Source organism: Rhizobium sp. WYCCWR 11146 (assembly GCF_013591995.1).
Taxonomy (GTDB): Bacteria; Pseudomonadota; Alphaproteobacteria; order Rhizobiales; family Rhizobiaceae; genus Rhizobium; species Rhizobium indicum.
On sequence record NZ_JACCEY010000038.1, the window covers coordinates 165,573 to 187,789 of the forward strand.

21 protein-coding genes and 1 pseudogene are annotated in these 22,217 nt (G+C 62.9%); 8 read left to right on the top strand and 14 right to left on the bottom strand.

What is annotated here, in order from left to right; genetic code table 11:
- Positions 1–168 precede the first annotated feature (168 nt).
- The 7 genes and pseudogenes from HX899_RS30125 to HX899_RS30155 form a co-directional block, all read right to left on the bottom strand.
- On the bottom strand, positions 169–903 hold the full coding sequence (locus HX899_RS30125; RefSeq protein WP_003557650.1) for a L,D-transpeptidase: 735 nt from the start codon (positions 901–903) through the stop codon (positions 169–171).
- Between the two features lie 176 nt (positions 904–1,079).
- Positions 1,080–1,886 carry a L,D-transpeptidase gene (locus HX899_RS30130; protein WP_138387797.1) on the bottom strand — a complete coding sequence of 269 codons (807 nt, stop codon included), beginning with the start codon at positions 1,884–1,886 and terminating at the stop codon, positions 1,080–1,082.
- A 91-nt stretch (positions 1,887–1,977) separates the two neighbouring features.
- Positions 1,978–2,180 (bottom strand): annotated as a pseudogene (locus tag HX899_RS35320) (hypothetical protein).
- A 78-nt stretch (positions 2,181–2,258) separates the two neighbouring features.
- A complete protein-coding gene (locus HX899_RS30140) occupies positions 2,259–3,179 on the bottom strand; it encodes a S9 family peptidase (RefSeq protein ID WP_138328596.1) in 921 nt (306 codons plus the stop codon).
- Positions 3,180–3,358: 179 nt separating this feature from the next.
- Positions 3,359–4,984: a cisplatin damage response ATP-dependent DNA ligase gene (locus HX899_RS30145; protein ID WP_181294079.1), complete on the bottom strand. Its 1,626-nt coding sequence runs from the start codon at positions 4,982–4,984 to the stop codon at positions 3,359–3,361.
- Between the two features lie 234 nt (positions 4,985–5,218).
- Positions 5,219–6,229 carry a ligase-associated DNA damage response exonuclease gene (locus HX899_RS30150; RefSeq protein ID WP_113546459.1) on the bottom strand — a complete coding sequence of 337 codons (1,011 nt, stop codon included), beginning with the start codon at positions 6,227–6,229 and terminating at the stop codon, positions 5,219–5,221.
- Positions 6,230–6,317: 88 nt separating this feature from the next.
- Positions 6,318–7,124, bottom strand: a complete 807-nt coding sequence (locus HX899_RS30155) for an alpha/beta fold hydrolase (RefSeq protein WP_181294362.1) — start codon at positions 7,122–7,124, stop codon at positions 6,318–6,320.
- A 104-nt stretch (positions 7,125–7,228) separates the two neighbouring features.
- Between HX899_RS30155 and HX899_RS30160 the strand changes: the two genes are divergently transcribed.
- On the top strand, positions 7,229–8,200 hold the full coding sequence (locus HX899_RS30160) for a glycerophosphodiester phosphodiesterase family protein (RefSeq protein WP_181294080.1): 972 nt from the start codon (positions 7,229–7,231) through the stop codon (positions 8,198–8,200).
- Between the two features lie 104 nt (positions 8,201–8,304).
- Here the strand turns inward: HX899_RS30160 and HX899_RS30165 are convergent, their stop codons facing one another.
- On the bottom strand, positions 8,305–10,602 hold the full coding sequence (locus HX899_RS30165; protein WP_138387800.1) for an EAL domain-containing protein: 2,298 nt from the start codon (positions 10,600–10,602) through the stop codon (positions 8,305–8,307).
- Positions 10,603–10,856: 254 nt separating this feature from the next.
- Here HX899_RS30165 and HX899_RS30170 point away from each other — a divergent pair, with 254 nt between their 5' ends.
- Together HX899_RS30170 and HX899_RS30175 are read left to right on the top strand one after the other, a co-directional pair.
- A complete protein-coding gene (locus HX899_RS30170) occupies positions 10,857–12,224 on the top strand; it encodes a TIGR03808 family TAT-translocated repetitive protein (protein ID WP_138328601.1) in 1,368 nt (455 codons plus the stop codon).
- 493 nt (positions 12,225–12,717) lie between these two features.
- Positions 12,718–13,383 carry a glutathione S-transferase family protein gene (locus HX899_RS30175; RefSeq protein WP_138387801.1) on the top strand — a complete coding sequence of 222 codons (666 nt, stop codon included), beginning with the start codon at positions 12,718–12,720 and terminating at the stop codon, positions 13,381–13,383.
- 3 nt (positions 13,384–13,386) lie between these two features.
- Here HX899_RS30175 and HX899_RS30180 read toward each other — a convergent pair whose 3' ends face one another.
- A complete protein-coding gene (locus HX899_RS30180) occupies positions 13,387–14,283 on the bottom strand; it encodes a LysR substrate-binding domain-containing protein (protein ID WP_171599302.1) in 897 nt (298 codons plus the stop codon).
- Between the two features lie 174 nt (positions 14,284–14,457).
- On the opposite strand from HX899_RS30180, the gene HX899_RS30185 reads away from it, so the two are divergent.
- Together HX899_RS30185 and HX899_RS30190 are read left to right on the top strand one after the other, a co-directional pair.
- Positions 14,458–14,652 (top strand): hypothetical protein, encoded by a 195-nt coding sequence (locus tag HX899_RS30185; protein WP_138328604.1) that lies wholly within the window; start codon positions 14,458–14,460, stop codon positions 14,650–14,652.
- A 310-nt stretch (positions 14,653–14,962) separates the two neighbouring features.
- Entirely contained in the window at positions 14,963–15,316 is a 354-nt protein-coding gene (locus tag HX899_RS30190) for an MmcQ/YjbR family DNA-binding protein (RefSeq protein WP_181294081.1), read from the top strand.
- Between the two features lie 52 nt (positions 15,317–15,368).
- On the opposite strand, the gene HX899_RS30195 is transcribed toward HX899_RS30190, so the two are convergent.
- Complete coding sequence (locus HX899_RS30195; RefSeq protein WP_027685509.1) at positions 15,369–15,989, bottom strand: glutathione S-transferase family protein; 621 nt, start codon at positions 15,987–15,989, stop codon at positions 15,369–15,371.
- Between the two features lie 390 nt (positions 15,990–16,379).
- Positions 16,380–16,736: a DUF4406 domain-containing protein gene (locus HX899_RS30200; protein WP_171599299.1), complete on the bottom strand. Its 357-nt coding sequence runs from the start codon at positions 16,734–16,736 to the stop codon at positions 16,380–16,382.
- A 143-nt stretch (positions 16,737–16,879) separates the two neighbouring features.
- Here HX899_RS30200 and HX899_RS30205 point away from each other — a divergent pair, with 143 nt between their 5' ends.
- A complete protein-coding gene (locus tag HX899_RS30205; RefSeq protein ID WP_138387804.1) occupies positions 16,880–17,635 on the top strand; it encodes a DeoR/GlpR family DNA-binding transcription regulator in 756 nt (251 codons plus the stop codon).
- Here the strand turns inward: HX899_RS30205 and HX899_RS30210 are convergent.
- Both HX899_RS30210 and HX899_RS30215 read right to left on the bottom strand, forming a co-directional pair.
- Positions 17,610–18,350, bottom strand: coding sequence for a hypothetical protein (locus HX899_RS30210; protein ID WP_181294082.1), 741 nt, complete (start codon positions 18,348–18,350; stop codon positions 17,610–17,612). The genes HX899_RS30205 and HX899_RS30210 overlap by 26 nt on opposite strands.
- Positions 18,351–18,476: 126 nt before the next feature.
- On the bottom strand, positions 18,477–19,484 hold the full coding sequence (locus HX899_RS30215; protein ID WP_171599295.1) for an asparaginase: 1,008 nt from the start codon (positions 19,482–19,484) through the stop codon (positions 18,477–18,479).
- Between the two features lie 203 nt (positions 19,485–19,687).
- Between HX899_RS30215 and HX899_RS30220 the strand changes: the two genes are divergently transcribed.
- Positions 19,688–20,152, top strand: a complete 465-nt coding sequence (locus HX899_RS30220; protein ID WP_181294083.1) for a hypothetical protein — start codon at positions 19,688–19,690, stop codon at positions 20,150–20,152.
- 188 nt (positions 20,153–20,340) lie between these two features.
- Complete coding sequence (locus HX899_RS30225) at positions 20,341–21,552, top strand: MFS transporter (protein ID WP_138328611.1); 1,212 nt, start codon at positions 20,341–20,343, stop codon at positions 21,550–21,552.
- Positions 21,553–21,580: 28 nt separating this feature from the next.
- On the opposite strand, the gene HX899_RS30230 is transcribed toward HX899_RS30225, so the two are convergent.
- A complete protein-coding gene (locus tag HX899_RS30230) occupies positions 21,581–22,204 on the bottom strand; it encodes a metalloregulator ArsR/SmtB family transcription factor (RefSeq protein WP_181294084.1) in 624 nt (207 codons plus the stop codon).
- Positions 22,205–22,217: the final 13 nt, after the last annotated feature.

Sequence of the window (22,217 nt, forward strand, 5' to 3'; positions counted from 1 at the left end):
CGCGGGCACAAAATGAAGCTCTTGCCCCAGGGGCAAAGCACCCTTTTCCCCGGGGCAAAGCACTCGCTCGCCCGGGGCAAAGCAACCGCTTGCCCGAGGCAAAGCGCCAGCTTGCCTGGGAAAAGCGATCGATCCGAGGCGGCCGGATTGCGGCCGCCTCGATGACGATTACTGCCAGACGACGATGGGCGCCTTGGTGGGAACGCGGTCGTAGAGATCGATGATATCCTGGTTCATCAGCCGCACGCAGCCTGACGAGACGGCCTTGCCGATCGAGCGCCAATCGGGATTTCCGTGCAGGCGGTAGAGCGTGTCCTCTCCATTCGAGAAGATATAGAGCGCGCGGGCGCCGAGCGGGTTCTTCAGACCCGGCTCCATGCCGCCGTTCTCGATCGAATATTTGACGAGTTCGGGCTGGCGGGCGACCATCTCGTTCGGCGGCTTCCAGCGCGGCCATCTCTGACGCCACTGGATGACGCCCGACCCCTGCCAGGCGAAACCCTCGCGGCCGATGCCGACGCCGTAGCGCATCGCCATGCCGTCACCCTGGACGAGATAGAGGAAGCGCGACGGCGTATCGACGACAATGGTGCCGGGAGGCTGACCGGTGGGATCGACGACGCGCTGGCGATAATAGCGCGGATCGATCTGCTCGTAGGGAACGGCTGGAATGAGAAAGCCGCCGTCTTCGATGGGGCCATACATGACGGCAAGCTCAGCCCCACTCGGCACGCTCGACGCACCCGGGGACTGGAACAGGCGCATTGGCGAACGGTAGGTGATCGTCGTATCGCCTGATGTCACGGTGTTGGCTGAGGAGGCGCAGCCGGCGAGCGCGGAGGCTGCGGTCAACGCCGAAAAGGAAAGAAAGCTGCGGCGGGAAAGATGTCTATCGAAGCTCATGACGCGGGACTGATTTCCTCTGATGCGGGAAGCCGGACGGGACGCCGGATAAACCGGTGATTCGTCCAATGCCGATAACAACATCAAAAGATCTATCGGCTTGCGCCAAATAAACCATAGCTTCACGCAGACGTGTCCAGCTCGGAGCGGACGATATGGGAAGCGCTGTTGCAGCGCTACATCACAACGATCTCGGCCTTGGCAGAAACGCGGTCGTAAAGATCGATGACGTCCTGGTTCAGCATGCGCACGCAGCCCGACGAGGTGGCCTTGCCGACCGACTGCCAGTCGGGTGTGCCGTGGATGCGATAGAGCGTATCCTGCCCGTCCTTGAAGATATACATGGCGCGGGCGCCGAGCGGGTTCATCAGCCCTGGATTCATGCCTCCATTCTCCGCTCCGAACGGGCGGACTTCAGGCTGGCGCGAGACCATTTCGACCGACGGCGTCCAGCGCGGCCATTTCTGCTTCCACTGGATGACGCCCCGGCCGGACCAGGCGTAACCGTCGCGGCCGAGGCCGACGCCGTAACGCATCGCCTTGCCGTTGCCCTCGACGAAATAGAGGAAATGCGCCTTGGTATCGATGACCACGGTGCCGGCACGCTCGGTCGTCTGATAATCGACCTCCTGGCGCAAGAACTGCGGCTGCACGCGGCTGACCGGGATCGCCGGCAGGGTGAAATCTTCGTCACGCTGCTGTCCGTACATCGCCATGTGCACGGGGTTGGTGACCGGCAGGCCATAGGTCTGGTGGAACTGGGTCTTGTAGAGCTCGCGCGTCTGCGGCACCGGCTGATCGGGGATCGGCCGCACCCGGCGCGGATCGACGCCGGGCGGCTGATAGAAGACCGGCGAGGTTTCCTGGACGAAGCGGGCGGGCGAATCGGCGGCGACATCGGGAATGAGGATGTTGCAGCCGCTCAGCGACGCAACCGCAATCACGAGCCCGGCAAGCGGGAAGACCCGGCGCAGAAAATTCATGGAACCACCCTTATCAACGATCGGCAGACAGCGATATCTGCCGGAACGATGGCATTCGCGGCTGGCGCGAGGCTGGCGTTGGGGTGGAAAATCAGGAAACGAGCAGGACGCCATTGCCATAGGCGGCGGCCAGATCGCGGATCAGCTGCGTCTCCCGCTCGGTCAGCTTGCCAGATCGACGAAACGCCAGTTGCGCTCATAAAGCGCGAAGGCCTCGCCGGCGGGCATGGCGCGCACGGGATCGCGATTCCAGGCGAGCGATTTCAGCTCGGGGAAGTCGTTCGGCACAATCATGCTCTCTGGCATGCTCTTAGCGTTCGTCGTCATTCCAGCAATATAGGGCTAATGGCCCTCATTTGAAGCGGCTGGAATTCAGGCCGCCACTCCGTGAAAGAAGCGGATGCTCTGTTCGATCTCGGCCGGCAGCGCCGAGGTGTGATTGCCGGCGACGGTTTCCGTTTCGATATGAACGCCGGCGCCGCGGGCGCGGCGGGCCAGCAGATCGGCGCGGTCGTTGAAATGCGGCTCCTCGGTGCCGTGGACGACACGGACCGGGCATTTGAAGCTGTGGGCGTAACACAGCGCCGAACGCACCTCGAATTCATGCGCGTTGCTATCGTCGAAACGGATGTCCTGGGGATAGCGGTTGAAGAAGCGGAAGGCATCGGGGTTGCCTGAAATCGGCGCGGCGGCGCGGAATTTGTGGGTGGTCATCGCCGTCAGCATGGTCAGCGTGCCGCCGATGCTATGGCCGGCGATGAAGAGGCGCTCGGGATCGACACCCGGCAGATGCGCCAGGCGCTCGGTGGCGGCGAGAACGTCGTCGACCTCGTCGTAGAAGCCGGAGAAATTGCCCATCTGGCCGTTTTCGCCACGCAACGACGGCATCATCACGACATAACCGGCATCCATATAGGGCTTCATCAGCTGCCAGTGGCCGATGCCCATGGCATTGCCGCCGTGCAGGAAGAGCACGGCCGGCCTCGCGGCGCGCTCGCGCTTGTATTTCGAGACCCAGGCCGCCAGCTCCAGCTCGCCGTAACCGGAGCGGTAGAAGATCTTGTCGGCATCGGCAGGCGCATTCAGCGGTTCGTATTTGTCGGGCGCCGGCCCCTTCTGCAGCAGCTTGGTGCGGAAATGGTGGCGGACCTTGGCGTAGTCGTGCTTGGCAAGGCGTGGCTCGTCCGGGACATCGAACGCGGCCGCCATGCGCGGCAGGATAAGTGCACCGGCGAGACCCGCCAGCACGGCACGGCGCTGGAGGAAAAGGGAATTTCGTTCACGCGAGCTCATAACGCAGCATCCATCATTTCCCCGGCCAGTCCAAATTAAACAGAGCATGATGTCGTCCGAAAACCGCTTACACTTTTCGACACCATGCTCGGGAAAATCTGCACCGGAAGATCGTTGCCGCCAATACACATGCTGTTGAAAAAATTGCCCTGCGTCATTGTTGCGCAGGGTATGCAACTTCACGCCGGCTTGGCCTCGATCATGGCGATCAGCGTACGCAGCCGGTCGGCCTCGTAGGAGGGTTTGTCGGGGCGAAGGCGGGCGATGCGGGGGAAACGCATGGCGACCCCCGATTTGTGCCGGGTCGAGCGGTTGATGCCTTCGAAGGCCACTTCGACGACGAAGCCGAAATCCTTGTCGGCGCGCACGGCGCGCACCGGGCCGAAACGCTCGGTGGTATTGTTGCGCACGAATTTGTCGAGCACCTCGAGCTCGGCATCGGTGAAGCCGAAATAGGCCTTGCCGACGGGCACCAGCTGTTCGCCGTCCTCGTCATCGGCCCAGACGCCGAAGGTGAAATCGGAATAATAGCTGGAGCGCTTGCCGTGGCCGCGCTGGGCATACATCAGCACCGCATCGACATTATAGGGGTTGCGCTTCCACTTGAACCAAGGCCCCTTCATGCGGCCGGCCTGGTAGACGCTGTCGCGGCGCTTGATCATCACGCCTTCGATGACCGGATCGGGCGGCGCGGCGCGCAGAGTATCGAGCTCTTCCCACGACGAGAACGGCACGAGCGGCGAGAGGTCGAAACGGTCGTGCGGGGCGCGGTCGATGATCTCGGTCAGCCGGTCGCGGCGATCGACATAGGTGCGGCCGCGGACGTCGTCGTCGCCATCGAAGAGCAGGTCATAGGTGCGGATGAAGGCGGGGTAATCGCCAAGCATCTTCGCCGTTACCGTCTTGCGGTTCAGGCGCTGCTGCAGGTCGGAGAAGGTGCGGGGCGGGCTGTTGGAGCGGGCGGTGCCGCCGACCAGCAGCTCGCCGTCGACGACGCCAGAAAAATTGATCGCGTCGAGAATATCGGGAAAGGCGCCTGATATGTCGTCGCCGGAGCGGGAATAGATCTTGCGCCTGTCGCCGGAGCGGGAGAGCTGGACGCGGATGCCGTCCCACTTCCATTCGGCGGCATAATTCACCGGATCGAGACTGGTCAGATCGCCCTCCTCCACCGCATTGGCGAGCATGACGGAATGGAAGATCGCCGGTGTGGCCAACACCGGCTTTTCGCCGCCACTCGCCAGCCATTCGAACAGCGTCTCATAGGGCGGCTGCAGGCCATGCCAGAGGGTTTCGATCTCGGTGACGTCCTTGTCGCCGAGATCGGCGAGCGCCTGCTTGGCAAGGCGGGCGGAAACGCCGATGCGCATGGCGCCGGTGGCAAGCTTGATGAAGGCGAAACGGCCGGACGAATCCAGCCGGTCGAGAAGATCGCGGACATAGCTGCGTACTTCAGTTCGGCCGAGCGCATTCATGCTGGTGACGACCTCGCCGAGACGCGGCTGGGCAAGGGCCGAGCGGTCGATATCCCTCTCATTGTCCCAGACGAGCGAGATGGTTTCGGCAAGATCGCCGACATAGTCGTAGGAATAGCGAAACAGCACCTCGTCCATGCGCTCCAGCACCAGCTCGCGCAGCATTGCGGGCTTGACGTTGCGCACCTCCAGCGTGCCGGCGATGGCGGCAAGGCCGTAGCCGCGGTCCGGATCCGGCGTGTCGCGGAAATAGTCGGTCAGCAGCTTCAGCTTGCCGTTGCGGCTGGGGGTGAGCACCAGGCGGTCGAGGAGATCGGCGAAGGCTTTCATGGGTGCCTCCCGACTCTTGAGGAAGACCCCTCCCCAACGGCATATGGAAAAGACCCCTCCCCAACCCCTCCCCACAAGGGGGAGGGACTAAGCCGTGGCACCGCCTCGCAAACCAACAAGCCGGCCGCATACTCTGCGCTGAAAGAGGAATGCAGCGAGGGCCGCGGGTTAAGCCCCTCCCCCTTGTGGGGAGGGGTTGGGGAGGGGTTTGGACGCAGGATGCTGCTCATCTCCTCAATCCCCCTCGTCCTCGTAACCCACCAGATGCAGCGGTTTTGCCTTGATGCCCTGCAATTGGCACCAGCGCACCAAGGCCTCCTCGCGGCCATGCGTCACCCAGACCTCGGCCGGGTGCAGTTCCCGGATCGTTTCGGTCAGTTCCGGCCAGTCGCAATGATCGGAGATGACAAGGGGCAGTTCGACGCCGAGCTGTTTGGCGCGCTGGCGCACCATCATCCAGCCGGAGGCGAAGGCCGGCAGCGGCTCGTTGAAGCGCCGGGCCCAGCGATCGGCGAAGGCCGATGACGGGCCGATGACTACCGCCCCCTTGAAAGCGGACTTGTCGCGGCTTTCGATCGTCGCCGGCAGCAGCTCGCCGAGATCGATGCCCTGCTCGATATAATAGTCGCAGAGTTTTTCCATGGCGCCGTGGATATAGATCGGTTCGGCATAACCGGCATCGCGTAGCAGCCGGATGACGCGCTGGGCCTTGCCGAGCGCATAGGCGCCGACGAGATGCGTGCGCTCGGGAAATTGCCGCAGCGATGCCAAGAGCTTGGCCGTCTCGTCCATCGGATCGGGATGATGGAAGACCGGCAGGCCGAAGGTCGCCTCGGTGATGAAGACATCGCAGGCAACCGGCACATAGGCCGCGCAGGTCGGATCGGGGCGACGTTTGTAGTCGCCGGAGACGACGATGCGGGTGCCGTTCTTCTCGATGGCAATCTGGGCGGAGCCAAGCACATGGCCGGCCGGGTGAAAACTTACCTTGACGCCGTTGACCAGCAGCTCCTCGCCGAAGGCTGCCGCCTGCTCGCTGGCGCAGAAACCGTCGCCGTAACGCAGGCGCATGATGTCGAGCGTCTGGCGGGTGGCAAGCACGTTTACATGGCCCGGGCGGGCATGATCCGAATGGCCATGGGTGACGAGCGCCTGCTCGACGGGCCGCACCGGATCGACATAAAAGCCGCCTTCCGGGCAATAGAGCCCCTCCGGGGCGGGATAAAGCAGCGCATCAGGTCTCATGAAACGAGAGATAGCGGGAAATGGGCGCGAGGCCAGAGGGCAGGAAGAAGGGACTGGCGAATGCGCCGCGGCTCAACGCCGGCGATCGTCACGACCCAATTCCATCGAGGAAGGATTCCACCGCGGCATTAAATTGCGACGGCCGCTGCAGCGGCGCGAAATGGCTGACGCTTGTGAGATAGATCATCTCAGCGTTCGGAATGCTGCGGGCAAGATATTCGGCATGGTCTGGCTTGATGAATTCGTCGTGCTCGGCGATGACGATCGCGACCGGCACGTGGATCAGGCCCAAGTCGGCGGCCTGATAATTCGGCTCTGTCCGCATCATCAGACTGACCGCCTCGACGAATGGATTAAAATCATCCGGCGTGGTGGACAATGCGGCGTAATCCTTGGCGTGCCGGCCGAAGCATCGGTCGATGACCGGGGTCGGAACGAATTCCAGCGTGCCGCTCGGATCCATGTTGCAGGCGAAGAAAAAGACGCCCTCGACGCGCGACGGCGCCGTCATGGCGAGGATCAAAGCGATGCAGGCGCCGTCGCTCCAGCCGACAATGGCCGCCTTGTCGAGATGCAGTTGGTCCATGACGGCGAGCACATCGGCAGCCATCAGCTCATAGCTATAGGGGCGTGAATCGCGGGTGCTTCTTCCATGGCCGCGGCTGTCGATCAGCACGACGCGGCGGCCGCGGTGCAAGAGTGCCGGGACCTGATAGCCCCAGTTGCCGCTGTGGCCGAGGCCGCCATGGAGCAGAATGACGGCTGGGCCAGAGCCATAGCTCGCATACCATATACGGGCGCCGTCATGGGCGACATGACCGTCGACTGCCGCCGGCGGCAACGGAGCGGCGCCATGCGCTTCGAAATGGATGAGCTCGTCGTCGTCAAATTCCATAGCGATCAGACTCATTGTTGCCGCAGCATAGAAAAGCCGGAAAACAGCCCAAGAACAACCGGAATCGCTCTCTAGCCCTTGCGATGCAACCAGGAGGATCAGCATTGGGCAGGAAGCTTGTCTATTGTGCGGCGGTGATAGCCATTGCCGCGGCTGGCATTTACCTCAACAATACCAGTATGCTAGCGCAGCATCGATCCGGAAACCCGGTGCTGCTTGCCCATCGCGGCATCGCCCAGCGGTTCGACGAAACCGATCTGAAGAACGACACCTGCACGGCGAGCCGGATGCTGCCGCCGAAACACGATTATCTCGAAAACACCATCAGATCGATGCAGGCTGGCTTTGCCGCCGGCGCCGATATCGTCGAGATCGACGTGCATCCGACGACCGATGGGCAATTCGCCGTCTTTCACGACTGGACGCTCGACTGCCGCACCGACGGGCATGGCGTCACGCGCGCGCATTCGATGGCTGACATGAGGAAGCTCGACATCGGCTATGGCTATACCGCCGATGGCGGCAAGACCTTTCCCTTTCGCGGCCGGGGCATCGGCATGATGCCGACGCTTGCCGAGGTGCTGTCCACCTTTCCGGATCGGCGCTTCCTCATCAACATCAAGAGCCGCGATCCTTCCGAGGGTGAAAAGCTCGCCGCCGTGCTCAACGGGCTCTCCACTGAGCGACGGGCCGAGATCATCGTCTATGGCGGCGACGAGCCGATCGACCTGCTCCGCCTGATGGCACCTGATATCAAGACCGCCTCGCGCAAGAGCCTGAAGGGCTGCCTCACCGGCTATATCGGCTATGGCTGGACCGGCCTGCTGCCGGACGAATGCAAACATGCGATGATGCTGGTGCCGATCAATATCGCGCCGTGGCTTTGGGGCTGGCCGGATCGTTTTCTCAACCGGATGGCGGATGCGGGGACCGAGGTTTTCGTGCTCGGGCCCTATCGCGGCAGCGATTTTTCCACCGGCATCGACGACCCCTTGCAACTGGCGCGGCTGCCGCCAAACTATGCGGCGGGCATATGGACCAACGAGATCGAGGCGATCGGCAGGCTCGTGAAATGAGTTTGAAAGACGTCACATCGACCAGATCGATGCGAGGTCTTTCAATGTTTCCTTTTGTGCATGTCGTACTCCCAAAACCGCTGCACAGTTTTGAGCGACCTGCATCAGAGACTGCCAGTCTGCAGCAATGCCGGGATCTCCTCCGGGGAGACCGGCTTGGAGAAGCGGAAGCCTTGCGCCTCCTCGCAGTGGGCCTGGCGCAGGAAATCCATCTGGGCGTCGGTTTCGACGCCTTCGGCGAGAACCGAGAGCTTCAGCGTCTGCGCCAGCGAAATGACCGCCGAGGCGATGGCAACGGCGGTCTTGTCGCCCGGCAGGGCCTCGACCAGCGAACGGTCCATCTTCAAGCGGTCGAAGGGGAAGGTCTTCAGCGCCGCCAGGCTGGAATAGCCGGAGCCGAAATCGTCGATCGACAGGCGCACGCCAAGCCCCCGCAGCGTTTCCATCATGGCAAGCGCGCGTTCGGCATTCTGCATCACCACGCTTTCGGTGACTTCCAGCTCCAGCCAGCGGGACTGCAGGCGGTGGCGCTCCAGGGCCTCGGCGACGTGGGTTGCGAAGTCAGGATCGGCGAACTGTTTAGCCGAGACGTTGACGGCAATCGTCAGCGGCGCCAGGCCCATGTCCTGCCAGTGGCGCGCCTGGCGGCAGGCCTCGTTCAGAACCCAGAGGCCGAGGGGAACGATAAGGCCGGTCTCTTCGGCGAGCGGAATGAAATTGACCGGAGGCACCCTGCCCTTTGCCGGATGGTTCCAGCGCACCAATGCCTCCAGCCCGGTGATGCGGCCGGTGGCGACGTCGACCTGCGGTTGGTATTGCAGGAACAACTGCTGGCCAGTGATCGCCTGATGCAGTTCCTCCTGCTCGCCGAGCGGCATTCCCACAGGCGTGCTGCCGCCATCGTGATGCTGCAATGTGTTGCGGCCGAGCTCCTTGGCGCGGTACATGGCGCGGTCGGCATTGGCGAGAAGCTCTTCCGAGGTCGCGCCATCGAAGGGGAAGGCGGCAACGCCGATGCTGGAGGTGACGGTGATTTCGCCATGCGCCCCGCGGATCGGCCGGTTGATCGCCTTCTGCAGCTCGCGAAGGCGGCGCGTGATGCCGGCATCGTGGCTCGACTGGTGAACGAGCACCACGAGGAATTCGTCGCCGCCGAGACGCACCACCATATCGGACGCCCTGACGCTGTTGGCCATGCGGGCGGCGATCTCTTTCAGCACCTCGTCGCCGGCGGCGTGGCCGCGGCCGTCGTTGATGTCCTTGAAATTGTCGAGATCGATATAGGCGACGGTCACCTTGCGGTTGTTGCGCCGGGCCTGGTCAAGAATGCTCGCCAGCCGTTCCTTGAGGAAGGCGCGGTTCGGCAGGCCCGTCAGATCGTCATGATGGGCCATGAAATGTATGCGGTCATCGACACGCTTGCGCTCGATGGCGATGCCGGCGATATGGGTGGCGAGCGCCACCAGCGTCATCTCGTGCTCGGTGGGACGGCGGACTTCCCGGGAATAGAGCGCAAACGTGCCGAGCACATTGTTCTGCGAGGTGGCGATCGGCGTCGACCAGCAGGATCGGAAGCCGAACGGCGCGATCATCGCGCGAAAATCCTCCCAGAGCGGATCAATCGTCACGTCCTCGACGATCACCGTCTGGCCGCGCCAGACGGCGGTACCGCAGGAGCCGACCTTGGGGCCAATCGTGACGCCATCGATCAGGCGGCTATAGCCGCCGGGCAGATTGGGGGACGCGCCGTGATAGAGCCTGGTGCCCTCGCCGTCGAGTAGCAGCACGGATCCGTCAATCCCATCCAGCTGCGCCTCGATCATCAGCACGAGCGCCTCGAGGATCATCGGCAACGGCTCGTTGCGGGCGATCATTTCCAGCAGGCTCGCCTGGCCGCGATGCAGATCCTCCTGGCGCTTGCGTTCGGTGATATCACGGGAAACACCGATCAGGCCGACGATCTCGCCGCGATCGTTGCGCAGCGGTATCTTCGAGGTCAGCCGGCATATCGGCTTGCGGGCGCCTGGAAGGGTGTAGGATTCCTCCATGTCGATGCGGGCTTCGCCGGTCGCCATGATCTGCTGTTCGATGTCGAAATGGCGGCACGCCGTCTCGAAATCGAACAGGTCGAAATCGCGCTTGCCGGTGATCAGCGCGGCGCTCTCCAGGCCAAGGCTGCTGGCGGTGACGGCGTTGGCGAAGACGAAGCGGCTGTCACGATCCTTGACGTAAAGGAAATCCGGCAGTTCGTGGACGATCGCTTTGAGGCGCAGGTTCTCGATACCCTCGGAAAGGTGATGAGCGGTCGATGCCATCATTGCCTCCGTCGCGGCGACGATGCGTCGCGTTTCGGCCGTCAGGGCATCGGTCGATTCCCATCGCCTGGCACCCAATTCGTGCATGACGCCATTCTCCCCGCCGGCCGAAGGCCGTATCCCGCAATCGTCATCATTGAAATTCCCTTCAAAGTAGTCCTCATTTCCTTCGGCTTGCTTAAATGAAAGGGTGAACAAGACGACAATATAAGCGGCGATATCCTGCCGTCGCGCTCGGCCATAGCGGCAATTTCGCCGGCCTTTGCCAAGCTTGTGCCAAAACAATTCATGCGGGTTTGGCACGTTTCCTGCTACGGCGCGTTATGACAAGTGATCCCCGGATGCGCTCACGCCGCGACATGCTTTTCTTTCTTGCCGCCTCGGCCGTTGCGGGAGGGGCATCGCGCGCACTTGCCTCGCCGCTGACGGCGGCCGCTCAGCCCAATCTGCGCGGGGCGATCGACGCGGTGGACTATCGCGCCATTCCCGACAGCGGCGATCGCAAGACCCGCAACCTGCAGCAGATGATCGAACAAGCGGCGCGCGAGAACGTGCCGGTCTTCCTGCCGCCCGGCACCTACCGGGTCTCCAATCTCACTTTGCCCGACAATACGCGTATCACTGGCGTGCCGGGCGCCTCGCGGATCGTCTATACTGGCGAAGGCCATCTGTTTGCGGCCGAGAACGTGCGGCGGATCGAGCTTTCCAATCTCGTCATCGACGGCGGCAACCGCTGGCTTGGCGACTATGCCGGCGGGCTTTTGCAATTTACCGGCGTCGACGAGGTGCTGATCGACAATTGCGAGATCGGCGGCAGCCGCAAACACGGGCTGCAACTGGAGCGCTGCGGCGGGCGGATCGAGCGCAGCCGCATCTCGGGGGCTGCCCAATCCGGGCTTTACGCGGTGGATTCCAGCACCCTCTCGGTCACCGGCAATACGGTCTCGGATTGCGGCAATGGCGGCATCCTGGTGCATCGCTGGAAGAAGGCGGAGGACGGCACTGTCGTATCAGGCAACCGCATCTCCAACATCCGCGCCAATGACGGGGGCACCGGGCAAAACGGCAACGGCATCAACATCTTCCGCGCCGACGGCGTGATGGTGGTGAATAACCAGATCTCCGATTGCGCCTTTACGGCGATCCGCGCCAATTCGGCTTCGGACATCCAGATCAGCAGCAATCAGTGCCGGCGGTCCGGCGAGACGGCGATCTATGTCGAATTCGCCTTCGAAGGCGCCGTCGTTTCCGCCAACATGATCGACGGGGCGGCGAACGGCATCTCGATCGCCAATTTCGACGAGGGCGGCCGGCTGGCGAGCGTCACCGGCAATGTCGTGCGCAACCTGACGCTGCGCGGCCCATACCAGCACGAGGTCGGCTTCGGCATCGGCATTGCGGCCGAGGCCGATACGCTGATTTCAGGCAATGTGATCGAGGGCGCGCCGCGGTGGGGCCTTCAGATCGGCTGGGGACCGTATCTGCGCAACGTCGTTGTGACAGGCAATGTGGTGCGCAAGGCGCCTGTGGGATGCGCCGTCTCGGTCGCCGATGGCGCAGGCACTGCCGTCATCACCGACAACATCTTCCAGGAGACCGCCGAAGGGGCGGTGCTCGGCTTCCAATGGGAAAAGAAGGTCTCCGGCGAGATGGCGGGCGGCGGCTCGCCCTATGCACAGCTGACTGTCGAGCGGAACCGCGTCTCCTGAGGAGAGCATTTGCTTTCCCCAGAGACGAAAATGCTCTATCTCTTTGTTTTTGTGGCATAAAGTCAGCTTATGCCGAAGGCGGCATTGCTTGGTTTCGCGCGCGGATAGCATTCCTGACAAGGGCATTCGTTCCGTGAGTGGCTCCTTCGCCCGCCCCTTGCTCCGTCATGCTCGGCCTTGTGCCGAGCATCTGCACCGTATCGATCAATCGCCACGGGCATAGATCCTCGGCACAAGGCCGAGGATGACGGAGGGTGGGGGCGCGTTTCCGCCAAACTCGCACCGGCCTACAGAGGCCCCCCGACTTGGTGTCTGTCAGGCACTCGACTCTCTTCCGGCCTGTGAAAACCACCGCGCGGTTTGTACAACTGAGCACTTTTTTACCGGAATTGCTTGGCGCATCAAAAGCTTTCATCATCCCATAAGCGCCAGGGACTTCTCGCAGCCTGATCCGGCATTTACGGTCTTTGGACATATCGAGGGGATATCGTTCATGCTGACAATCTACGGGGTCTATCGATCGCGCGCGTCTCGCGTTTACTGGATGGCGGAGGAACTCGGGCTCGAATTCCGCTCGGTGCCGGTGCTTCAGGCAAGGCGGCTGGCAGAACCGCTCGCAACGGATGCGCCCCTCAATACGCATTCGCCTGATTTCATCGCCGTCAACCCGATGGCGCAAATCCCCAGCATCAGGGATGGCGATCTCGTCATGCACGAGTCGCTGGCCATCAATCTTTACCTGGCACGCAGACATGGCGGGCCGCTTTCCGGCCAAACCGTCGAAGAAGACGGATTGCTGACGATGTGGACGGTCTGGGCGGCGTCGCAGGTCGAACCGCTTACGGTGAAGATCGTGCTCACCTATGATAACGGGCTCGAAAACAGCGAAGGCGGCCAACAGACGATCGCGGTTTCCTGCCGGTCGCTGCGCAAGCCGTTGGCGGTTCTCGAAGGCCACCTTGCCGGAAGGCAGTGGATCGTCGGCGACCGATTTACCGTCGCCGATCTCAACCTCGCCGAAGTTCTGCGCTACGCCCAGAGCGAAGAGAAGCTTTTCCAAGCCCATCCCAATGTCAAAGCCTGGATCGAGCGTTGCCAGTCCCGCCCGGCCTATAAGGCGATGCAGGCGACCCGCGGCAAGGAGCCGATCGAGGTGTGAAAATCACTGGAAAAGCGCGAGCGTGCCGGCCATCTCTTCGCGAATCCAGGCCTTGAAATCCTTGACCTTCTTCGGCTCGCGTATGCCTTCGGCGGTGACGAAGTAGTGGCCGAAGCCGGTACGGGCGCGAATGCCGAAGGGGGCGGCCAGCCGGCCTTCGGCGAGCGCAAAGCCGGAAAGGGTCTGCCAGGCCAGCATGACGCCCTGGCCGGCGATCGCCGCATCGAGGCAGAGCGAGGCATCGTTGAAGACGTGGCGGGTTGAAAGCGTCGCGCCTGATAGTCCGGCCTCGCGCATCCAGACCTCCCAGGTGAACATGGCATGGCCGTCGATGATGGCCGGCAGGGCGAGGATATCGGCGGGTTCTTTCAACTTCGCCGCCATCTCAGGCGAACAGACGGGAAAGACCTCCTGTTCCAGGAGCAATTCGGCCTTCACGTCAGGCCATTTACCGGTGCCGACGCGGATGCCGATATCGACATCGCAAAGCGCCGGACTGACGAGATTGGTCGTTGCATCCAGCCGCAGCTTGATGTCGGGATGACGCTCGGCGAAACGATCGAGCCGGCAGACCAGCCAGCGGGCGGCGAAGACCGGCGCCACCGATATGGTCAGGATCGTATCATCCTTGCGGCTGGCGATCGATACCGCCGCCGAAAGACGGGCAAACCCCTCGTCGAGCGCCAGGAGTACCGGCCGAGCGGCTTCGGTGACGATCATTCCCCGGGCTGTGCGCTCGAAGATCACCTGGCCAAGCTGGGCTTCGGCCTTGATGACCTGCTGGCTGACGGCGCCGACCGAGACGCCGAGTTCGTCGGCCGCTGCCTGCAGCGAGCCGAGACGGCCGACGGCTTCCAGCGCCCGCAGGCCGTTGAGATGGACCATGTTCAGGTTCTTCATATAGTTTTTCTATACCGCCTCAGCGTTATTCTCAATTGAAAATCTGCCTGTTGAGGCCGACATTGCAAGCATAGGCAATCCATTCGAACGCAGGGTGTGGGCGGGTGGGACGGCTCAGCAGGCGCCAGCCGCTTGCGATCATCCTTCTACGCCACTGAGAAAGCGAGGCATGCCATGTCGTTGCTGAAGTTTTTCTTGAGACCTGCCCTTCAGGTGGGAGGCGCAGAAATTGCCCCGGCCTGGAAGGACGATCCGCTGCGGCATCCCGAGGTCGAGCGCATGTCGATGCGCGAAATCGCCGATCTGCCGCTCGGGATGCAGACCGGCTTTCAGGCGGAGGCCAAGCCGCCGCTGGCGAAATGCGCCTGAAAATATGCGAGAGCCTTTCCGGGTTAGATTGAAGCATTCTGCCGGAGCAGGTTTTCGTCAGGGCAAAGGCGATTGGCGACGGGCATACCCCACGGTACGTCCGAGCCGATCGCCTTTGATCCTGGCGGAAAGATGCCCGGCCCACCGGGTTGGCTGAAACGGGCCGGCTGATCGACCGGCCGGCTTGGCCGTAGAGCCGGGCTACGACGCGCGCCGGCCGGTCGACCATCCGACTCCGTTTGAGCCAACAGAATGCTTCAATCTAACCCGGAAAGGCTCTAGGTTTCGCCCTGGCAGAAAGGGCGGAACCATGGCCGGCGATGTCGATGCGATCTTCGAACGCCTGAAGCGGCTGGCGGCGGAAGCCGGGCTGCCTGATGTCGAGAAGAGCACCTCCTACGGCAATCCGGCGCTGAAGGTCGGCGGCAAGAGTTTTGTGGCGGTGAAGAACGCCGAGACGATCGTGATCTCGATTTCGCTCGACGACAAGGATCACCTGCTGGAAATGGCGCCCGACGTCTATTTTCAAACCGATCATTATGTCGGCTGGCCGTATCTGCCGTTGCGCGCCGCCATGATCGGCGACGAGGAATTGCGGCTGCGGCTGATCGGCGCCTGGCTGTTCCGGGCGCCGAAGAAGCTTGCCGCCCGTTTTACCGCATAATTCAAAGTGTCACGGCGTCCTTTGCGCGTCTGAAAAGACGCGCCGGTAGAGATCAGGCCCGATCGTAGGCCAGCGCCCGCTGGACGGCGGGGCGCTGCAGCATGCGGGCATGGTGATCGCTCGCCTTTTCGAACCGGGCGGGATCGACGCCGTCCGACGGTAGCCAGTCGGTCATGACGAAGAGATAGGGATCGGCGAGCGAATAGGCTTCACCCATCACCCATGGGCCTTCGAACATCGTCTGCTCGATCAGCGTGAAACAATCGGCCATATTCTGCGGCACCTTCGCCTTCATCGCCTCGATTGCCGCCGGCTCGTCGGCCCAGCGCGAGCCGCGCGGGCGATGGGCATGGTTCACATGCACGGTCGAGCAGATATAGCTGTTGAAGGACTGGAGCCTGGCAAATTCGAAAGGATCGTCAAGCGGCGCCAGCTTGGCGGCCGGCGCGCTCTGGGCGATATAGGCCAGGATCGCCGGCGTTTCCGTCAGCACGCCGTAATCGGTGACCAGTGCCGGCACCCGGCCCTTCGGGTTGATCTTCAGATAGTCCGGCGCGCGCTGCTCGCCATCGCGGAGGCTGATCTTCTTTACTTCGAAGGCCAGGCCGGATTCTTCCAGGGCAATAAGGCTTGCGAGCGCGCAGGTTCCCGGCGCGTAATACAGTGTCAGCATGGTTCTCGACTCCCTTTCGGCAAGGGTTATAGCGTAGCGATGCGCGGGCTGGAACGGGTGAGATTGGGTTTTGACGCCCATCGGGAAGTCGAGTGCGAAGACATAATAGACGTGCCGTGTGGCCCCCTCATCCGACCCTTCGGGCCACCGACCAGGGTCGAGCCACGGGTCTCGACCCGTCCTCCGGACCCCCGCTGGGGAGAAGAGGGCGCAAGCCGGGCGCCCTCTTCTCCATTGCAACGCTTCAGAGGAGCGAGGCGCCGCCACGAGTCCGCTTCTCCCCAGCGGGGAGAAGATGTCGGCAGGCAGATGAGGGGGTGAGCGGCAAGGCCGCGAATGCGCTGAGCGTAAGCGAAGGGCAACGAGAGCGCCGCCGACGCCAAAACCCGATCAGCCGCAGCCCGGCACATCCTCCAGCCGGTGCCAGACCGGGATGCCGCGTTCCCGGGCGATGCGGACGTCGTTGTCCGCTCCCTTGGAATCGCCCGGCAGGCGCAGCACGCCCTCGCAGAGTTCCAGCAGCCGGCCGGCGACCGGGTGGAAGATCTCTTCGTAGAGCGCATCGCCGACCGACCGGCCGCCGGCGGCGTGCCAGATCGGCAGGGCCACCCATTCGCCGATCATCGGCACGTGGCCGGCCTGAAACAGCGCGTGCGAAGGCGCTTCCAGCCGCTTCAGGTTGGCGGCCATCTTTTCCGGGTCGTCGCCCGTTCCGGACCGATAGGGCCCGGCAATCAAAATCAACATGATCCACTCCTTCGCTCCGCTTTATGCGTGAGCACTTTCCCGGCCTTATGCACGGGATTTCGTGAAAATGCACGATATTTCTTGAATGTCGAGTCACTTCGTGCAATATCGGGCTATTATGTTTAATTTCGTGCAGAGAGACGATGCTGACAACGCAACGCAAGACCCTCATACTCGACATCCTGCGCCGTGACGGCCAAGTGGTCGCCAAGCGCGTCGCCGAGGATTTCGCGCTTTCCGAGGACACTATCCGCCGCGACCTCAGGGAAATGGCGGCGGAGGGGCTGTTGAAACGGGTGCATGGCGGGGCAATGCCGCTGGCGCCAGACCTGCCTGATTTCACCGCGCGGCGCAGCGTCTCGTCGCAGATCAAGGCGCGGCTGGGAGCAGCGGCGGCGGCGATGGTGAGGCCCGGTCAGATGATCTTCCTCGACGGCGGCACGACGACGGCGGAGATCGCCAGGCATTTGCCGCGCGACATGCCGCTGACGGTTGCGACCCACAGCCCGACGATCGCCGCCGAGCTGGAACACCACCCGACAGCCGAGGTGATCCTCACCGGCGGACGGCTCTACAAACATTCGATGGTGGCGACGGGGGCAGCGGCGATGGCGGCGATCTCGCAGCTTCGCCCCGACCTCTTCTTCCTCGGGGTGACGGCGGCGCATCCGGTGCACGGGCTTTCCACCGGCGATTTCGAGGAGGCGGCGATCAAGCGGCATATCGCCCGCTGCGCGGCCGAAACGCATGTGCTGCTGACCGAGGAGAAGTTCGACCTCGTCTCGCCCTGCCCGGTGCTTGGCATTTCCGAGGTGGCGGGGCTGATCGTGCCCATGGAGATGACGGCCGAACAGCTGAAACCCTATCGCGATCTCAACGGCGCAATCGCCGCAGCATGATGGTGCTGCGGGAGGGCTGCGGTGCTGCAGCATGCGGCAAGAGGCTTGCGGCAAGGGCCGCGATGAAGGCCGTCAGCACGGCATAGGCCGGCGCCATGCTGCCGGCTCCAAGGGTAAGCACCGTCTGCAGATATGGCTGCGCCAGCGCGATGATGACGGAAAGAGCCGGCATATCGAGCAGGGTCCCGGCGATCCGCGACAGTTCCGGCATGAAGGCTGCACCGGCAAGCGCGCCATAGACCGCCGTCAGGCGGAGTGCGAGGCGCAACGGCGCCGAGGCTGCGAGCGGCGGCATGTCGCCATCCTCGACGGCAATCATGAGATAGGCGACGAAAGCCGCCAGAAACAGCAAGGCGACGGGCAGCGCCGCCAGGGTGGCGGGTCGCGTCAGAGCCGCCGCATCCGCCGCCAGGAAGAGCAGGATCGGCGTGGAAGCAACGAACCAGATGGCGACGATCGGCCCCCAGAACCAGATGAGCGAGAGAGCGTGAAGACGGAGCAGCGTCGCCATGAAGAGCACGGCGATCGCAGCCCAGATGCAGGCGGGTTTGAGCACGCCCGATATCAGCCGGAGGGCCGGTTCGCAGGCGCCGGCCATATCGCCGCAGCCGGACAGCTGGATGGTGAGCCAGGTGATATAATCGAGGCTCAGCGCGGCGAACATGAAGATGCCGATACCCATCAGCATCCACCAGAGATAGCGGCCTGCAAACATGCCCTGCCCTCATGGCTTGGACTGTGCTCACGTCGCCGCGAAGGGGTGCATCCGCGATCGCGGGGCGCACCTCCTTTATATTAGATAATTCTTATTTTTTAGTAACTTATATACGTGGGATCGAACTCATCCGGCCAAGGCGGAGGTGACCCTGATATCGCCGACATGGATGCCGTTCCAATTGCGCATCGGCGTTGCGGCATGGGCCATCAGGCCCGCATGAACCTCGCTCTCCGTCTCGAAGAAGCGGGCGAGGGTCGCCGCCACCATGGCTTCGGCGGCGCGGGTCATGCCATCTTCGCATTTGAGGGCGATGGCGATGCCCTTTTCCGGGATCGCCGCACAGAAGACGCCCTCGGCGCCGGTTTTGACGAAGATCCGGCCGGGGGCGATCTGCATCAACTCCGTGCAGGCGCGGCCGGAGCCGGCGACGTAGAAGGGTTCGGCCATGCAGGCTTCGATCAGGCGGCGTGATGCCTTTGCACGCAGGGGTTCGAGGCCGGTGCCGGTCGCCATTTTGGCAAAACCGTGGGCAAGGCTGCGCAGCGGCACGGCATAAGTTGGAATCGAGCAGCCATCGGTGCCGCAGCTTTCTGCTCCGAGCACCGCGCCGGTCAGGCTTTCCATCGCCGCGCGAATCTCGACCTGCAGCGGGTGCTGGTAGCCGACATAGCCCTTTGGATCGATATCCTGATGGCAGCAGGCGCAGATAAAGCCCGCATGTTTTCCCGAGCAATTGTTGTGCAGCGCGTTCGGCGCATCGAGCGCGCGGACCTGACGGATCAGGACCTTTTGACTCATCGACCAATGGGCGCCGCATTCCAGCGCCTCGGCATCGCGACCGGCCCGCGACAGCATGGACGCGGCAAGCGTCACATGCTCGTCCTCGCCATTATGCGAGGCGCAGGCCAGCGCCAATTCCTTGTCGCCGAAGCCATAGGCATCGGCAGCACCACTCTCGACCAGCGGCAGCGCCTGCATCGCCTTGCAGGACGAGCGCGGGAAGATCGCAGCCTCGATGTCGCCCAGCGAGAAGACAAGCTTGCCGTCGCCATCAACGACAGCCACCGCGCCGCGATGGCGACTTTCGACGAGCAGGCCGCGGGTGACTTCGACGGTGACGGGATTAGTCATGAGCTTTTGTCCGGATGCTGGCGGGGGTAGCGCAGTCCATAACGCGTCACGCGGGGAAAGCCAACGGGGTTGACGCTTTGCAAGGGTTAGGCGGCCGCGCGAGTGCCTGCCTGATGGAGCACCTGGCGCGCCTGCGGCGAGTTTGGCGAAGACGTCACCGCACATTCCGTCTTCCTCGGCCTTGAGCCGAGGATCCATGCCCGGTGCTGATGGATGCCAGCGTGGGTCCTCGGGTCAAGCCCGAGGAAGACGGAGGCTGGGGTGAGCGTCTGCGCTTTCTATTCTCTTTCAACAACGATTTTCCGGAGGGCACCGCCACTGTCAGGAACCTGGACTTCGATGGCTTTGCTCTTATTTCCGGGTTTCGCCTTGCCGCAAATTGCAATCGCAGCTCTCATGAGGCCTCTGTCAGTCATGCGTTCTCTGTCAGTCGGTATAACTGGCTTAAAGGTATCTGTGGCTTGTCTCGCCGATTCCCATGTCATCTGGAAACCACATCCCCTCATCACAAGATCCCGAAAGAAGTGTTGAATGAGCGGCCGACCGTCAGGAGCAACGCTACTGCAACCTGCAACGGCAAAAGAAAGCGCCACAGCGCCAACAAAGCGAAATTTCATTGTCCCCATCCAATTGATCAACCCCGGCGAGCACTAAGGGCAGAAGATTGATAGAGTCAATCGGCTGCGGGCACGGCGAGCATTTACCGGGCGAGCTAGGCGCTCAGCCTCGTTGCGGGCTCTTTCGGCGATCACATCGTCCAAATATTCATCACATAAATTGACCGAGGCGATCGAAAACTATCGTTTCTCTGATGGATCCGATGCGGCTAAGAGTGGTGCATCAGGAACCGCTCCCCATGCCATCCACCTTTTCCTTGATCCTTCGCGACAACAGGATCCGTATTCCGACCGTGACACTCGTCGCGCTCGCCTTCACCTATGCGTCGACCGCGCCCTATCAGTCGATCATCGGGATCAACGAACTCGGCATGAGCAACGGCGCCTATTCGGCACTGGTGTTCTTCTCTTCGATCGTCAACGTCACGACGAGCCTGACGCTCGGCATCTGGTCGGACAGGCTGAAGGAGCGCCGGCCGCTGGTGCTGGGGCTTTGCGTCGCCGGCATGCTCGGCTTCGGGTCGATCGCGCTCATTCATAGCCCCGCGGTCTTCATCTTCTCCACGCTTTTGCTGGTGCCGATGAGCAATTCCACCTATTCGCTGCTGTTTGCCAGCCTGCGCGCCAGGACCAACCAGATGGACCGTGGCCAGGGGGCGGCGATCACCGCAACGGTGCGGGCGCTCTTTTCCGGCTCATGGGCGCTGGCGCCGGGGTTGATCGGCCTCTATCTCGTCAGTTCGCCGTCGATGACGCCGGCCTATGGGATCGCGGCATTGGCAAGCTGCACCTGCTTCTGCCTGTATTTTTTCTTCGCACCCGGAAATGGCGCCGGCGGCCCTGCCCCCGATCCAGTCGGCTTCTTTGCTTCGTTGAAACGGATTTTCGTGCCGCATGTGCTGTCGCGCGTCATCGTCATGGCGATGCTGTTCGGACTGCAGCGGCTGAACGCCATGCTCCTGCCGCTGATCATCACCCATGCGGCCGGCGGCACCGTGGTCGATGTCGGCTTCATGGCAGGTTTGACGGCCTTGCTCGAGATGCCGTTCATGATGATGTGGGGTTTTGCGCAGCGCCGCTTCCGAAGCGCGCACGTGCTCGCCTTCGGCGCGCTGATCTATTGCGTCTATCTGCTGCTGCTCGGCTTTGCTTCCACACCCTGGCATGTCTATGCACTCCTCCTCTTCAATGCCTGCGGGGCGGCAGCGATCCTCAGCGTGCCGATCACCTATCTGCAGGACCTGATCGCGGACCGGCCGGGGCTCGGAACCTCGCTGATCTCGCTGAACACGTTCATTGGGGTTGGCATCAGCGCTGGTCTCTTCGCCTTCGGCACCGCGATCACCGATTATTCCGGCACCGCCTTCGTCGGCGCGGCCGCGGGTCTCGCATCAATCGGAGTGCTGCTCTATCTCGAAAGCAGCAGGCGGCAGGCGCGGCAACCGGCGTGAAGTGCAAGCCGCTTGCGAGCGATGTCGGTCAACCTGGCGTGATACGATAGGCGCAGCGGCGGGCGCCGGCGAGGATGTGTTCGCTGCGTTCGACCTCGGCGCTAAGGACGGCGCGGAAGGTTTCGAGTTCGGAGCGGCAGAAGCCGGCGCAGGCGGTGGCGGCCGCACAGATCGGGCAGTGGTTTTCGACCAGCATGAAGGAGCCGTCCGCTTGTCTCCAACAATCGGCCATATAGCCCTCGCGGGTGCGGATGCCGGCAAGGGCCTCGACGCGCGCGGCAAGGCCATGCGCCTGGCTGAGTTCCTGCCGATAACGCTGCAGCGTCTCGGCCTCGCGGGCGGCAATGACCTTATCGAGGGCTGCGGGGCCGAGCTGTTCGACGAGCGTGCCGAGGAGGTTTGCCGTCAGTTCGGCATGGCCATCCGGGAACTGGCGGTTGCCCGCGGCTGTGAGGTGCCAGAGCTGGCGCGGCCGGCCACGGCCGGCAGCAGCAACGGTGACCGGTTCCACCAGCCCCTCCTCCGCCATCTTCGACAGTTGCTGGCGGGCGGCCTCGCCCGATATGCCAAGCGTATCGCCGATCGCGGCGGCGAGCTGCGGCCCGTCGGTCTTTATCAGGATCAGGATCCGGTTGGCTGGGGACTGGCGCATATTTTCCAAGTCA

Bases quoted from the DNA above. Each gene is read 5' to 3' on its own strand.
- HX899_RS30145 (WP_181294079.1), bottom strand. From the start codon at position 4,984: ATGAAAGCCTTCGCCGATCTCCTCGACCGCCTGGTGCTCACCCCCAGC.
- HX899_RS30215 (WP_171599295.1), bottom strand. From the start codon at position 19,484: ATGACTAATCCCGTCACCGTCGAAGTCACCCGCGGCCTGCTCGTCGAA.
- HX899_RS30175 (WP_138387801.1), top strand. From the start codon at position 12,718: ATGCTGACAATCTACGGGGTCTATCGATCGCGCGCGTCTCGCGTTTAC.
- HX899_RS30170 (WP_138328601.1), top strand. From the start codon at position 10,857: ATGCGCTCACGCCGCGACATGCTTTTCTTTCTTGCCGCCTCGGCCGTT.
- HX899_RS30130 (WP_138387797.1), bottom strand. From the start codon at position 1,886: ATGAATTTTCTGCGCCGGGTCTTCCCGCTTGCCGGGCTCGTGATTGCG.
- HX899_RS30185 (WP_138328604.1), top strand. From the start codon at position 14,458: ATGTCGTTGCTGAAGTTTTTCTTGAGACCTGCCCTTCAGGTGGGAGGC.
- HX899_RS30225 (WP_138328611.1), top strand. From the start codon at position 20,341: ATGCCATCCACCTTTTCCTTGATCCTTCGCGACAACAGGATCCGTATT.
- HX899_RS30125 (WP_003557650.1), bottom strand. From the start codon at position 903: ATGAGCTTCGATAGACATCTTTCCCGCCGCAGCTTTCTTTCCTTTTCG.
- HX899_RS30205 (WP_138387804.1), top strand. From the start codon at position 16,880: ATGCTGACAACGCAACGCAAGACCCTCATACTCGACATCCTGCGCCGT.
- HX899_RS30195 (WP_027685509.1), bottom strand. From the start codon at position 15,989: ATGCTGACACTGTATTACGCGCCGGGAACCTGCGCGCTCGCAAGCCTT.
- HX899_RS30155 (WP_181294362.1), bottom strand. From the start codon at position 7,124: ATGGAATTTGACGACGACGAGCTCATCCATTTCGAAGCGCATGGCGCC.
- HX899_RS30180 (WP_171599302.1), bottom strand. From the start codon at position 14,283: ATGAAGAACCTGAACATGGTCCATCTCAACGGCCTGCGGGCGCTGGAA.
- HX899_RS30210 (WP_181294082.1), bottom strand. From the start codon at position 18,350: ATGTTTGCAGGCCGCTATCTCTGGTGGATGCTGATGGGTATCGGCATC.
- HX899_RS30150 (WP_113546459.1), bottom strand. From the start codon at position 6,229: ATGAGACCTGATGCGCTGCTTTATCCCGCCCCGGAGGGGCTCTATTGC.
- HX899_RS30165 (WP_138387800.1), bottom strand. From the start codon at position 10,602: ATGCACGAATTGGGTGCCAGGCGATGGGAATCGACCGATGCCCTGACG.
- HX899_RS30230 (WP_181294084.1), bottom strand. From the start codon at position 22,204: ATGCGCCAGTCCCCAGCCAACCGGATCCTGATCCTGATAAAGACCGAC.
- HX899_RS30200 (WP_171599299.1), bottom strand. From the start codon at position 16,736: ATGTTGATTTTGATTGCCGGGCCCTATCGGTCCGGAACGGGCGACGAC.
- HX899_RS30190 (WP_181294081.1), top strand. From the start codon at position 14,963: ATGGCCGGCGATGTCGATGCGATCTTCGAACGCCTGAAGCGGCTGGCG.
- HX899_RS30140 (WP_138328596.1), bottom strand. From the start codon at position 3,179: ATGAGCTCGCGTGAACGAAATTCCCTTTTCCTCCAGCGCCGTGCCGTG.